The 13194-nt window shown below is 71.0% G+C and carries 9 protein-coding genes; 6 read left to right on the top strand and 3 right to left on the bottom strand.

What is annotated here, in order from left to right; translation table 11 throughout:
• Positions 1–14: 14 nt before the first annotated feature.
• On the bottom strand, positions 15–2360 hold the full coding sequence (locus ATL45_RS11180; RefSeq protein ID WP_439332448.1) for a DEAD/DEAH box helicase: 2346 nt from the start codon (positions 2358–2360) through the stop codon (positions 15–17).
• Positions 2361–2887: 527 nt separating this feature from the next.
• Between ATL45_RS11180 and ATL45_RS11175 the strand changes: the two genes are divergently transcribed.
• The 6 genes from ATL45_RS11175 to ATL45_RS11150 all read left to right on the top strand — a co-directional run bounded on the left by ATL45_RS11175 (position 2888) and on the right by ATL45_RS11150 (position 11316).
• A complete protein-coding gene (locus ATL45_RS11175) occupies positions 2888–5197 on the top strand; it encodes a sodium-translocating pyrophosphatase (protein ID WP_211841439.1) in 2310 nt (769 codons plus the stop codon).
• Between the two features lie 167 nt (positions 5198–5364).
• Positions 5365–5955, top strand: coding sequence for a hypothetical protein (locus ATL45_RS11170; protein ID WP_093156388.1), 591 nt, complete (start codon positions 5365–5367; stop codon positions 5953–5955).
• A 119-nt stretch (positions 5956–6074) separates the two neighbouring features.
• Positions 6075–6668 carry a hypothetical protein gene (locus ATL45_RS11165; RefSeq protein WP_211841212.1) on the top strand — a complete coding sequence of 198 codons (594 nt, stop codon included), beginning with the start codon at positions 6075–6077 and terminating at the stop codon, positions 6666–6668.
• 202 nt (positions 6669–6870) lie between these two features.
• Positions 6871–9708 carry a type I DNA topoisomerase gene (topA, locus tag ATL45_RS11160; protein ID WP_211841211.1) on the top strand — a complete coding sequence of 946 codons (2838 nt, stop codon included), beginning with the start codon at positions 6871–6873 and terminating at the stop codon, positions 9706–9708.
• On the top strand, positions 9705–10019 hold the full coding sequence (locus tag ATL45_RS11155) for a hypothetical protein (RefSeq protein ID WP_093156391.1): 315 nt from the start codon (positions 9705–9707) through the stop codon (positions 10017–10019). Before topA ends, ATL45_RS11155 begins: the two co-directional genes overlap by 4 nt.
• Positions 10020–10092: 73 nt before the next feature.
• Entirely contained in the window at positions 10093–11316 is a 1224-nt protein-coding gene (locus ATL45_RS11150; RefSeq protein ID WP_093156392.1) for a DNA polymerase III subunit delta', read from the top strand.
• 15 nt (positions 11317–11331) lie between these two features.
• On the opposite strand, the gene ATL45_RS11145 is transcribed toward ATL45_RS11150, so the two are convergent.
• Together ATL45_RS11145 and ATL45_RS11140 are read right to left on the bottom strand one after the other, a co-directional pair.
• Positions 11332–11847 (bottom strand): GNAT family N-acetyltransferase, encoded by a 516-nt coding sequence (locus tag ATL45_RS11145; protein ID WP_093156595.1) that lies wholly within the window; start codon positions 11845–11847, stop codon positions 11332–11334.
• A 35-nt stretch (positions 11848–11882) separates the two neighbouring features.
• Positions 11883–13121 carry a hypothetical protein gene (locus ATL45_RS11140; protein WP_246025277.1) on the bottom strand — a complete coding sequence of 413 codons (1239 nt, stop codon included), beginning with the start codon at positions 13119–13121 and terminating at the stop codon, positions 11883–11885.
• Positions 13122–13194 lie beyond the last annotated feature (73 nt).

Here is a 13194-nt window from a genome sequence, read left to right as displayed (position 1 = left end):
TAGTTCCTCTGTGCTCAGACCCGTTGCGGACCGTTGTGCAGCCCAGCCGATCCACCGGTGCCGCCCCCGAGCACGGTCGACACCGCATCGAGAACAGCCACCGCCCCTGCCTTGTCCAGCGGTTCGTTGCCATTCCCGCACTTGGGCGACTGAACGCAGGACGGGCAACCAGCCGGGCAGTCGCAGGAAGCGATCGCTTCCCGCGTCGCGGCCAACCACGGGACCAATGCGGCAAAACCGCGATCGGCGAATCCGGCCCCTCCCGGATGCCCGTCGTGCACGAACACCGTTGCCTCCCCGGTGTCGGCGTGCATCGCGGTGGACACCCCGCCGATGTCCCAACGATCGCAGGTCGCGAACAGCGGTAGCAGGCCGATCGCCGCGTGCTCGGCGGCATGCAGCGCGCCGGGGATGCGCGCCGGTTCCAGCCCGGCGCCCCCCGGCGCGCTGCTCATCAGCAGTTCCTCGCTGGCCGTGTACCAGACGGCGCGGGTCAGCAGGGTTTGCGCCGGGAGGTCCAGCGCGACCTGGTCCAGCACCTGCCCGGACGGCCGTTTCCGCAGGTAGCCGACGACCTGCGAGGTGACTTCCACCTCGCCTAGGCAGACCGTCACGCCCCGGCCGGTGTCGTGCTGCTCGATGGTCCGCAGCACCGAGATGTCCACGACGTTGCGCGGTGAGGTCGTCCAGTCCGGGCTCTCCGCGTGCACCAGCGCGATGCCGGTCTCCAGGTCCAGGTCGTCGACCACGAAGGACTCGCCGCGGTGCAGGTAGACGGCACCCGGGTGCACGGTGCCGCAGGCGGAGTCCGGGTCCACGGTGCCCAGCATCCGGCCGGAGTCGCCCTCGACGACGGCGATCGGGTGGCCGCCGGCGCCGCGCAGCTCCACGTTCCGGTGTGGACGTTCGCGGGAGGTCCAGAACCAGCCGTGCGGGCGCTTGCGCAGCACCCCGTCCGCGGTGAGGGCCTGCACCGCGCGTCGCGCGGCCTCGCCGCCGAAGATCGCGAACGACTCCTCGTCGAGCGGCAGTTCCGCGGCGGCGCAGGCCAGGTGCGGTTCGAGCACGTACGGATTGGTCGGGTCGAGCACCGTCGCCTCGACCGGCCGGTCGAGCATCGCGGGCGGGTGGTGCACGAGGTAGGTGTCCAGCGGGTCGTCCCGCGCCACGAACACCACCAGCGCGCCCTCACCGTCCCGCCCGGCGCGACCGGCCTGCTGCCAGAAGGACGCGAGCGTGCCCGGGTAGCCGGCGACCACCACGGCGTCGAGGCCGGAGATGTCGACGCCGAGTTCGAGCGCGTTGGTGGTGGCCACCGCGCGCAGCTCGCCGGTGAGCAACGAGCGCTCCAGCTCGCGCCGGTCCTCGGGCAGGTATCCGCCGCGGTACGCGGCGACCTTGCCGGGCAGCGAATCATCCACTTCGGACAGTGCGCGCTGCGCGGCGATCGCGGCCAGCTCGACGCCGCGCCGGGAGCGGATGAACGCCAGCGTGCGGGCGTCCTCGATGACCAGTTCCGTCATGATCCGCGCGGCCTCGGTGCCCGCGGCACGGCGCACCGGAGCGCCGTTCTCGCCGATGATCTCCTCCAGCAACGGCGGTTCCCAGAGCGCGATGGTGCGCGCGCCCCGCGGTGATCCGTCGTCGGTGATGGCGCGGCACGGCGCCCCGGTGAGACGTTGTGCCAGCGCGTCCGGGTCGGACACGGTGGCGGAGGCGAGCACGAAGACCGGATCCGCGCCGTAGTGCTGCGCGATCCGGCGCAGTCGGCGCAGCAGGAGCGCGACGTGCGAACCGAACACGCCGCGGTAGGTGTGGCACTCGTCCACCACGATGTGCGTGAGCTGCCGGAAGAACCGGGCCCAGCGGCTGTGCCCGGGCAGGATTCCGTAGTGCAGCATGTCCGGGTTGGTGAAGATCCACCGGCCGTGCGCGCGGATCCAGTCCCGCTCCACCTGCGGTGTGTCGCCGTCGAAGGTGACCGCGCGGATCTCCTTCAGACCGAGTTCGTCGACGGTGCGCAGCTGATCGGCTCCCAGCGCCTTCGTGGGCGCCAGGTAGAGCGCGGTCGCGCGGCGCTCTTCGAGCAGCCGGGACAGCACCGGCAGCTGGTAGACCAGCGACTTCCCCGATGCCGTGCCGGTGGCGACCACCACGTTCTCGCCGGCCCGGACGGCCTCCGCGCCTTCGACCTGGTGCACCCACGGCGCGTCGGCACCGCGTTCGCGGAGCGCCTCGATCAGCTGCGGCGGGACCCACTCCGGCCAGTCGGTGGTGCGGGCCGGTCGGTTCGGCAGCTGCGCGACGTGGCGGATCGGTGACTCGCCGGTCGGCACGCCCGCCAACACGCGGTCGAGCAACCGCTTCCCTCTGTTCTGCTCCGCAGCGCGCACAGCAGCGAGCCTCGCACAGAGCGGTGCGGGAGCCGCGCACGAGTTCCGGGTTTCCGCAGCTGTGTCGGTATCGCCCGATCGGCTGGTTCCGGTCGACGGCAGTCCTATGTCGCGTCGCAGCCCGCGAAACGGCGCTATATACCTCATGTCACCCGATTGGGCCAAATCAAGATCGGGCCGAACGGGTGATCAAGTAGGCCTCTGAATCGATAAACAGGTAACAGATTCCCACGTCGGAGAGAGGTGCGTATCACACCGTGAGGTAAGCCACTCGTGGCCTGAATAGACTCCCGAGCCACGACGTCGCCACGGACGGCCAGCGGACGATCACGGGCCGTACCAGGCGGGGCCGCCTACCGCGCACTGGAGCCGGTCGCGAGCCGGCAGGACTCCGGTGCTGAACCGAGCACAACCCAGGAGGACGGATGTCCCTGCTCACCCCGGTCCAGCACGGCTGGGCCCAGGGCGCTGCACCACCGAGCTCGCAGACCCGGATGGACCTCGCCCAGCAAGCCTCCGGAATCGAACTCGGCGGCGCCGACTACGCGGTGGTCGGCGTGGTCATGGTGATCGCTCTGGCCGCGTTGGCCTTCGGCTACGTCCTGATCAAGGAGGTGCTGGCCGCCGGCCAGGGCACGGCCAAGATGCAGGAGATCGCCAAGGGCGTGCAGGAAGGCGCTTCGGCCTACCTGAACCGGCAGTTCCGCACCCTGGCGATCTTCGCGGTGCTCGTGTTCCTGCTGCTGTTCGCGCTACCCGCGGAAACCGTCGGCGAGCAGATCGGCCGCTCGATCTTCTTCCTGTTCGGCGCGGCGTTCTCCGCGGCCATCGGCTACCTCGGCATGTGGCTGTCCACCCGCGCCAACGTGCGCGTCGCGGCGGCCGCCCGCGAAGCCGGTGAGGGACGCGAGAAGGCGATGCGCGTCGCGTTCCGCACCGGCGGCGTGGTCGGCATGACGACCGTCGGCCTCGGCCTGTTCGGCGCCGCGCTCGTCGTGCTGGTCTACGCCGGTGGCGCGCCGCGCGTGCTGGAGGGCTTCGGCTTCGGCGCCGCCCTGCTGGCCATGTTCATGCGAGTCGGCGGCGGCATCTTCACCAAGGCCGCCGACGTGGGCGCCGACCTCGTCGGCAAGGTCGAGCAAAACATCCCCGAGGACGACCCGCGCAACGCCGCCACCATCGCCGACAACGTCGGTGACAACGTCGGCGACTGCGCCGGGATGGCGGCCGACCTGTTCGAGTCCTACGCGGTGACCCTGGTCGCCTCGCTGATCCTCGGCACCGCCGCGTTCGGCCTGCACGGCCTGCTGTTCCCGCTGATCGTGCCCGCCATCGGCGTGCTGACCGCGGTGATCGGCGTCTACATCACCAAGGCCCGCGGCGGGGAGAGCGCGCTGGTCGCGATCAACCGGTCGTTCTACATCTCGGCCGCGATCTCGGCGGTGCTCTGCGTGGTCGCCGCGCTGCTGTACCTGCCCAGCTCCTTCGCCGACCTCAACGGCGTCTCGCCCGAGCTGCAGGCGACCCCGGGCAACCCGGCGGTCATCGCGATGGTCGCGGTGATCATCGGCATCCTGCTCGCGGTGGTCATCCTCAAGCTGACCGGCTACTTCACCGCGACCGAGCACCGCCCGGTGCAGGACGTCGGCAAGTCGTCGCTGACCGGCGCGGCGACGGTGATCCTCTCGGGTCTGTCGGTCGGCTTCGAGTCCGCCGTCTACACCGCGCTGATCATCGGCGCGGCGGTGTTCGGCGCGTTCCTGCTGTCCGGTTCGCTGCCGGTGGCGCTGTTCGCCATCGCGCTGGCCGGCTGCGGTCTGCTGACCACCGTCGGCGTGATCGTCGCGATGGACACCTTCGGCCCGGTCAGCGACAACGCCCAGGGCATCGCGGAGATGTCCGGCGACGTCGAGGGCGAGGGCGCGAAGATCCTCACCGAGCTCGACGCCGTCGGCAACACCACGAAGGCGATCACCAAGGGCATCGCGATCGCCACCGCGGTGCTGGCCGCGACAGCGCTCTTCGGCTCCTACACCGATGCGATCGGTGTGGCGCTGGCAGACGTTGCGGGCACGCTCAGCCGCTCGGAGTTCTTCGTCTACGCGCCGAACGTGCTGGTGGGCGTGGTCATCGGTGCCGCCGTGGTGTTCCTGTTCTCCGGGCTGGCGATCAACGCGGTCTCGCGCGCCGCCGGTGCGGTGGTCTACGAGGTGCGCCGCCAGTTCAGGGACAAGCCGGGCATCATGGACGGCTCCGAGCGCCCCGAGTACGGCCGGGTCGTGGACATCTGCACCCGCGACTCGCTGCGCGAGCTGGCCACGCCGGGTCTGCTCGCGGTGCTGGCGCCGATCGCGGTCGGCTTCGGCCTCGGCGTCGGCCCGCTGGCGGGCTACCTCGCCGGTGCCATCGCCACCGGCACCCTGATGGCCATCTTCCTGGCCAACTCCGGTGGTGCCTGGGACAACTCGAAGAAGCTGGTCGAGGACGGCCACCACGGTGGCAAGGGTTCCGAGGCGCACTCCGCCACGGTCATCGGCGACACCGTCGGCGACCCGTTCAAGGACACCGCCGGACCGGCGATCAACCCGCTGCTGAAGGTGATGAACCTGGTGTCGGTGCTGATCGCGCCCGCCGTGGTGGCCTTCTCCGTCGGGGCCGACGCGAACCACCCGGTGCGCATCGGCATCGCGGTGGTGGCGGTCGCGGTGATCGTCGTCGCGGTGGTGATCTCCAAGCGCCGCTCGACCTCGATCGCCGAGTCATCGCCTTCCGATGACAAGGCGGTCAACGGCGCGCCCTCATAACGCGCCGGAACGCCATCGAAGGGCGTCCTCCTCGCCGGGGAGGGCGCCCTTCGCCGTGCGCAGGGGTTTCGGCCGTGCGCGCACCCCGGGCTCCGGAGCGTGATCGCGGGTGCGGGAGAGTCTGGGCCGCACGCCGAAGGCAACTCCGATCTGTGCGAGGAGTGCGCATGAAGTTACGTTCCACCGCCGTGCTGGCCGCCGTTCCGCTCGCGCTGGCAGGTTGCGCCGGGGGCCCGGCGGGTGCCCCGCAGCCGCCCGCGCCGCAGGCACCGAGCGCGGAGGCGGTCGCCTGGACCGGCAAGATGTGCGGCCTGATCAGCGGTTTCAGCGCGGCCCAGCAGAACCTGCCTGCGCTGGACCAGAGCAACACCGGGACGGTGAAGGACTCGGTGATCACCCGCATCGATGCCGCCTCGAAGGCCGCCGACGACGCGGCGCGCGGACTGCAGGACCTCGGTGCACCGCCGGTCAAGGGGGCCGAGCAGCTCGGCGTCGGCTTCCAGGAGAGCTTCGGAGAGGTCCGGGATCTCCTGCACGGCGCCAGGGCGAAGGCCGAGCAGGTCGACCCGACCGACAAGCAGCGCTTCCAGGAGGGCATGACCGCGGTCCAGCAGGAGCTCGACAAGGGCGGCCAGCTCGACCTCAAGGACAAGCTCGTCCAGCTGGAGCAGAACCAGCAGCTCAACGCGGCGGCCCACCAGGCCCAGGAGTGCCGCCCCTTCTTCTCCAAGCCCCAGCAGCAACAACCACCACGCTGACCTGGCCCGCGACTTCAATTGAAATCGGACGTCCGATTTCAATTGAAGTCGCGGCACCCGAGCGGTTCGGCTCGCACGTTCGGGTGAAGGCATGGCGCATCTCGAACTGCCGTTCTACGATGCGGGCCGTGGGCCAGCTGTCCTTCTACTCGGCCGAGGCGCGGCAACCCGTCATCGCTGATCTGGCGGGCATGCTGTGCGGGCCGGGGCAGGCCGTCGGTTTCGGGCGCGGCACCGCCGCCCGGCTGTCGGTCGTGGTCGACGCCGAGTGGCGCGCCCGGTCGCTGGTCGACGCCTGCGCGCAGCGCGGCGTGGAAGCCGAGCTCGGCCGCTCGGACGAAGGCCGTCCGCTGATCCGCACCGCCTTCCGGGCCGACCTGACCGGCCTCGCCAAGCACTGGCTGCGAGGTGCGGTGAAGTCCGTCCCGGCCGGTTACGTCCCGGACGGCGCCGCCCTGCGGATCTGGGCGCTGACCGCGGGCTCCGCCGAGCCCACCGGCTACCGCCTCGGGCTCGACCCGCACGCCCCCGACACGCACGAGCCGCTGGCCGCGGCGCTGCTCGGCTGCGGCCTGCCGGCCAAGCCGATCGGCCTCCGCGCGGGCGGCCCGGCGCTGCGCGTCACCGGTCGCCGCCGCCTGGCCCGGCTGGCCGAGCTCGTCGGGCCGACTCCCGATGGTGCGATCGAGCGAACGTGGCCGCTCGTTTCGTGACCGATTTGACGCATATCACGCCAGGTCACGCAACGGAACACGTTCGTCACCCGATACGTTCGTAAGACAAGACGCCGACGTACATGGGCGTGTTATGTGCAACCCTGTGCCTTCCCGGGCGGCGGTCGGAACCGCGCACGGGGCACACTGAGGAACTTGTCGGGTAGCAAAGGATGCTTCCGGGAGAAGAGAGCGGGTAAGCGTGGCTGGGTCGACACGGACGAAGAAGGCCGGCGGGACCGGCCGGGCTTCGGGGTCCGCCAACGGGGCGGGCTCCGGGGGCCGGCGCCTGGTGATCGTCGAGTCGCCTGCGAAGGCCAAGAAGATCGCCTCCTACCTGGGCTCGAACTTCATCGTGGAGTCCTCCCGCGGCCACATCCGCGACCTGCCCAAGAACGCCAAGGACGTGCCGGAGAAGTACAAGGGCCAGGCGTGGGCCCGGCTCGGCGTGGACGTCGACAACGACTTCGAGCCGCTGTACCTGGTCTCCGCCGACAAGAAGTCCACCGTCACCGAGCTGAAGGACGCGCTCAAGCAGGTCGACGAGCTCTACCTCGCCACCGATGGTGACCGCGAGGGCGAGGCGATCGCCTGGCACCTGCTGGAGACGCTGAAGCCGAAGGTCCCGGTGCGCCGGATGGTGTTCCACGAGATCACCGAGTCGGCGATCCAGGCGGCCGCGGCCAACCCGCGCGACCTGGACCACGACCTGGTCGACGCGCAGGAGACCCGCCGCATCCTGGACCGGCTGTACGGCTACGAGGTCAGCCCGGTGCTGTGGAAGAAGGTCATGCCGAAGCTGTCGGCGGGCCGCGTGCAGTCGGTGGCGACCCGGATCGTGGTCGAGCGCGAGCGCGAGCGGATCAAGTTCGTCCCGGCCGACTACTGGGACATCTCCGCGACCATGGACGCGGGCCCGGACGCCTCGCCGCGCCGCTTCGGCGCCCGCCTGGTCACGGTGGACGGCGCGAAGCTGGCCACCGGCCGCGACTTCGGCCCGGACGGGCAGCTCAAGAACGCCGACATCCGGGTGCTGACCGAGACCGAGGCCCGCGCGCTGGCCGCGGCGCTGACCGACGCGCAGCTGAGCGTCTCCAGCGTCGAGGAGAAGCCGTACACGCGGAAGCCGTACGCGCCGTTCATGACCTCCACGCTGCAGCAGGAGGCCGGCCGCAAGCTGCGCTTCTCGGCGGACCGCACGATGCGCACGGCGCAGCGGCTGTACGAGAACGGTTACATCACCTACATGCGTACCGACTCGACGACGCTGTCCGAGACGGCGATCACCGCGGCGCGCAACCAGGCCACCGACCTCTACGGCAAGCAGTACGTCTCGGCGCAGCCGCGCCAGTACACCCGCAAGGTCAAGAACGCGCAGGAGGCGCACGAGGCGATCCGCCCGGCGGGCGAGAGCTTCCGCACGCCTGGCGAGGTCGCCGCTGAGCTGGGCAACGACGTCGACGGCTTCAAGCTGTACGAGCTGATCTGGCAGCGCACCATCGCCTCCCAGATGGCCGACGCCAAGGGCACCACCCTGTCGGTGCGCATCACCGGCACCGCGACCAGCGGCGAGGAGTGCACCTTCGCCGCCTCGGGCCGCACGATCACCTTCCCGGGCTTCCTGAAGGCCTACGTCGAGGCTGTCGACACGGAGGCCGGTGGGGCCGCCGACGACGCCGAGTCCCGGCTGCCGCAGCTGGTCGAGAACCAGCCGGTCACCGCGCCGGAGCTGTCGCCGGACGGGCACACCACCAACCCGCCGCCGCGCTTCACCGAGCCCAGCCTGGTCAAGACGATGGAAGAGCTGGGCATCGGCCGCCCGTCGACCTACGCCTCGATCATCAGCACCGTGCAGGAGCGCGGCTACGTCTGGAAGAAGGGCTCCGCCCTGGTTCCGTCGTGGATCGCCTTCGCCGTGGTCGGCCTGCTGGAGAAGCACTTCGAGCGGCTGGTGGACTACGACTTCACCGCGGCGTTGGAGGACGAGCTCGACCGCATCGCCGAGGGGCGCGAGCAGCGCACCAGCTGGCTGTCCGGCTTCTACTTCGGCGGCGACGTGGGGCCGGAGGGCTCGATCGGCCGCGCCGGCGGGCTGAAGAAGCTGGTCGGCTCGAGCGTCGAGGAGATCGACCCGCGGGCGGTCAACTCGATCCCGATGTTCACCGACGACCACGACCGCACCGTCTACGTGCGCGTCGGCCGCTACGGGCCCTACCTGGAGCGGACCCTGGAGGACGAGTCGTCGCAGCGGGCGAACCTGCCCGACGACCTGCCGCCCGACGAGCTGACCGTGGAGATCGCGGAGAAGCTGTTCGCCACGCCGATGGAGGGCCGCAGCCTGGGCACCGACCCGGAGTCGGGCCACGAGGTGGTGGCGAAGGAGGGCCGGTTCGGCCCGTACGTCACCGAGGTCCTGCCCGAGGGCAGCAAGAACAAGCCGCGCACCGGCAGCCTGTTCAAGTCGATGTCGCTGGACACCGTGACCCTCGAGGACGCGCTCAAGCTGCTGTCGCTGCCGCGCGTGGTCGGCAAGGACCCGGAGAGCGACAACGAGATCACCGCGCAGAACGGCCGCTACGGCCCGTACCTGAAGAAGGGCACGGACTCGCGCTCCCTGGAGACCGAGGAGCAGATCTTCTCGATCACACTGGAGCAGGCGCTCAAGATCTACGAGCAGCCCAAGCAGCGCGGACGGCGTGCTGCGGCGGCGCCGCTGCGCGAGCTCGGCGAGGAGCCGGACACCGGCAAGCCGCTGGTGATCAAGGACGGCCGGTTCGGCCCGTACGTCACCGACGGCGAGACGAACGCGTCGCTGCGCAAGGGCGATGACGTGGAGTCGTTGTCCATGGAGCGCGCGGTGGAGCTGCTCGCGGAGCGGCGGGCCAAGGCCCCGGCCAAGAAGAAGGCCCCGGCCAAGAAGTCCACCGCGGCCGCGAAGAAGACCTCCACCACCGCTGCGAAGAAGACGACCAGCACGGCGAAGAAGACCACGAGCACGACGGCCAAGAAGCGGGCCAGCTCCTCTTCGAAGTCTTCGTGACGCGGCGCGACGCGCTCTCCGGCCAGGACGGCACGCAGGCACTGCCGCCGCTGCTCCACTACCCGGATGCGCTGACCGTGGCACGAGCGGCGCCGCCGACCACCACGTCGGCGGCGCCGCCTGCTCCGCCACCGGCCGTCGACCGGGAAGAGCCGTTCTCGCTCCCGCCTGCGCGCAGGCAGAACGCACCCGCGCAGCAGCGGCAGAAGAAGCCGAAGAAGAAGCAGCAGACGAGCGCCGGCGCGAAGATCGGCTGCCTGGTCGCGCTGGCCATCCCGCTGCTGGTGATCCTGGCCGCGCTCTTCGGTTAGGCCTCAGTCCGCGGTCGGGGCGGCACCGTAGAGTCGTGCGTGCGAGCACGCACCAGACACGGGAGGCGACGCGATGCGGACCGACGCTCCGGAGCAGCTGAACACCGGGGTGTGGGCGGAGGTCGTCGGCCAGCCCGACGCCGTGCAGACGCTTTACGCCGCGGTGAGCGCGGCCCGCCGCCAGGTCCGTGGCGAACCGGTCCCGCCAGGTGCCATGACGCACGCCTGGCTGTTCACCGGCCCGCCCGGTTCGGGGCGCTCGGTCGCGGCCCGCGCCTTCGCCGCTGCGCTGGAGTGCACTGACCCTGATCTCGTGGGCTGCGGAAGCTGCACGGCGTGCCGGACGGTCATGCACGGCACCCACGCCGACGTGCGCCTCGTCGCGCCGGAGGGCCTGTCGATCTCCGTCGCGGAAATGCGCTCTTTGGTCCAGGCGGCGGCGCGCCGGCCGACCACCGGTCACTGGCGCGTAGTGCTCATCGAGGACTCTGACCGCCTCACCGAGGGCGCGGCGAACGCGCTGCTCAAGGCGGTCGAAGAGCCGCCCCCGCGCACGGTGTTCCTGCTGTGCGCGCCATCGGACCACCCGGAAGACGTGTCGGTGACGATCCGCTCCCGGTGCCGGGTGGTGCAGCTGCGTACGCCGCTGTCCAGCGCCATCGCCGAGGTGCTGCACGAGCGCGACGGCGTTGACGCCGAGCTGGCGCAGTGGGCGGCTTCGGTGTGCGGCGGGCACATCGGCCGCGCGCGGCGGCTGGCGACCGACGAGGAAGCGCGCGAGCGGCGCGAGTCGGTGCTGCGCATCCCGCTGGGCCTGCGCAGGTTCTCGGACGTCTTCACGGCGGCGACCGGCTTGGTGAAGCTGGCCGAGACCGAGGCGACCACGGCCAACGAGGACCGCAACGAGGCGGAGAAGGAAGAGCTGAAGACGGCGATGGGCGCGGGCGGCACCGGCAAGGGCACGGCCGCGGCCACCCGAGGCGCCAACGCGGCGCTTAAAGAGCTGGAGAAGCGCCAGAAGTCCCGCACCACCCGCTCCCAGCGCGACGCCCTCGACCTTGCCCTGGTGGACCTGGCGGGCTTCTACCGCGACGTCCTGGTGACCCGCGCCGGTTCCTCCGCCCCGCTGAACCACCCGGACTTCGAGCGCTCGGTGGTCAAAGCGGCGCAGGAGTGGACCTCGGAGTCGGCCCTCCGCCGCCTGGACGCGGTCCTGGAATGCCGAGTGGCCTTGACCCAGAACGTGAAACCGATCATCGCGGTGGAGGCGATGCTCGCCACCCTCTTCACCGGCTGACGTCCACAGTGGACTTCAGCTGACCGCCGGCTTGGTCATGAACACGGCACCGGCGATGTGCCCGGGCACCTGCGCTGTCTCGGTCAGCTGGTACCCGGCCCGCTGGTAGGTGCGGATGTTGCGCTGACTCGCGGCTCCCGTGAACAGCGAGAACCGCCGCACCGATGCCGGGGCCTGCGCTTCGATCAGGGCCAGCAGCGCGGAGCCGATGCCATTCCCGGCCAGGTCCGGGGCGACCATGAGGCGACCGATCTCCCAGTCCTGCTCGCCGTCCAACCGTCCGCGCACGGCGGCGACCAGACGTCCGTCCCGGCGCACGACGAGGGTCGTCCACGACTGCGCCCAGGCCAGGACCTCGTCGTGGGTTTCGTGCAGGGCGGGCACGTCCAGGGTGTTGTTCAAGACGGCCTCGGAAACCCAGCAGCACCGCTGCAGCACGACCAGCTCGGCCAGATCCTCCGGGGTGAACAGCCGCGTGACGGCTCCGGGGAGGACCTGGGCCAAGGCGTCGTCCAGCGAAACAGCAGTCATGCTGATGAACATACGCCGCAGTGATCCACGAAGCCTCAGGCGCGGCGGCGGGGGAGTGCGGCGACGATGATCGAGCCGAGGAGCAGCAGGCCTGCGCCGGTCCAGAACAGCGGGACCGCGTAGTAACCGCTGCTGGTGAGGGCCAGGGGCTGGACCGCTTGCGGGTGGGTCGCGGCCGGTGCGGCGGCCGCCGGTGCTGGCGCGGTCGTGCAGTCCACGCCACCGTCGGGAGCACCGGCGCGGACGATCTGCTCGCCGAAAGAGGCCTGCACTAGCGAGGTCGGCAGGCCGACCGCGTGGCCGCGCAGAACTTGGACGTCGAAAAGCCGCGCGGCGGCCCGCACTTCGGTGCCCACGACGTCCTGCTTCAGCTCGCCGACGCTCAGCCGCAGCACTCCGGCGTCGAGCACGCGCTTGTCGAGCCCGGGCACCGAAACGTCCAGCCCGGGGTTCGCGGCGTCGAGCACGCCGAGCTCTTCGCCGCCTCGCGAAACCCGCAGCACCGGCGCCGCGTAGTCCACAGTGGAGGTATCCGGGTCGCCGGTGGCGGTCGCGGTCAGCCGCGGCGTGCCGACCACGTCGACCCGGATCTCCTGCGGAGTCCCGGCGAAGAGCCGCACGCCGGCCAGCTGCAGGTCGGAGGTGGCCTGGACGGCCTTGCCGACCTGCCCGGGCACGTCGACGAGCTCGACGCCGGAGTGCGCCTGCGCGGTGTCCGGCACGTGCAGCAGCGAACCGGTGCCGCTCTCGGTGGGCTTCCCGCCGCCGAGCAGCCCGCCCAGCGAGAGCCCCTCCGGCAGCGCGTTCACGGCCGACGCGCTGCCCATCGAGTACCGGGCATCGGCGATCGGCGACACGCACGGCCCGGCCTGCTTGTCCCAGCGCGCGTGCACGCTGCCGTTCAGCCCGCTGAGCTTGACCAGCTGGTCGGCGGGCGAGCTGGGCGGCTGCATGCTCGTACTGATCGGCTCGGGCCGGTCCGGCAGCGCGGCCTGCGCCAACCCGACGGGCAGCTGAGGAGACTTCCCGAACACTGCGACCCCGAACGGCGAGGCCTCGGCGACGGCCCGCTCGTGGGCGAAGAAAGCGGTGGAGTTGGCCTGCGCGACGGCCCGCCCCATCCCGGCCTCGGCGACGGCCTGCTTCGGCAGCTGCTCCTCGAAATCGGGATCGCCGACGACGGAACCGCTCGGCACGGTGTTCGGCAGGATCCGCACCACCCCGATCAAGGTCCCGGCATCGGCCACGATCGGCCCAGGAGCCGGAGTCGGCACGGAAGCAGGAGGCTGCCCGGGATCGACCGGCGACGGGATGGGAGTGGTCGGAAGAGTGCTCTGAGCGAAGGCG

It is taken from the genome of Saccharopolyspora antimicrobica, assembly GCF_003635025.1.
Taxonomy (GTDB): Bacteria; Actinomycetota; Actinomycetes; order Mycobacteriales; family Pseudonocardiaceae; genus Saccharopolyspora; species Saccharopolyspora antimicrobica.
The sequence above is the reverse complement of the archived record's forward strand: the minus strand, read 5'-3'. Positions and strand labels throughout refer to the sequence as shown.

Coding starts and splice junctions, on each gene's coding strand:
- ATL45_RS11145 (WP_093156595.1), bottom strand. CDS start 11,847: ATGACTGCTGTTTCGCTGGACGACGCCTTGGCCCAGGTCCTCCCCGGA.
- ATL45_RS11170 (WP_093156388.1), top strand. CDS start 5,365: ATGAAGTTACGTTCCACCGCCGTGCTGGCCGCCGTTCCGCTCGCGCTG.
- ATL45_RS11150 (WP_093156392.1), top strand. CDS start 10,093: ATGCGGACCGACGCTCCGGAGCAGCTGAACACCGGGGTGTGGGCGGAG.
- ATL45_RS11175 (WP_211841439.1), top strand. CDS start 2,888: ATGGACCTCGCCCAGCAAGCCTCCGGAATCGAACTCGGCGGCGCCGAC.
- ATL45_RS11165 (WP_211841212.1), top strand. CDS start 6,075: ATGCGGGCCGTGGGCCAGCTGTCCTTCTACTCGGCCGAGGCGCGGCAA.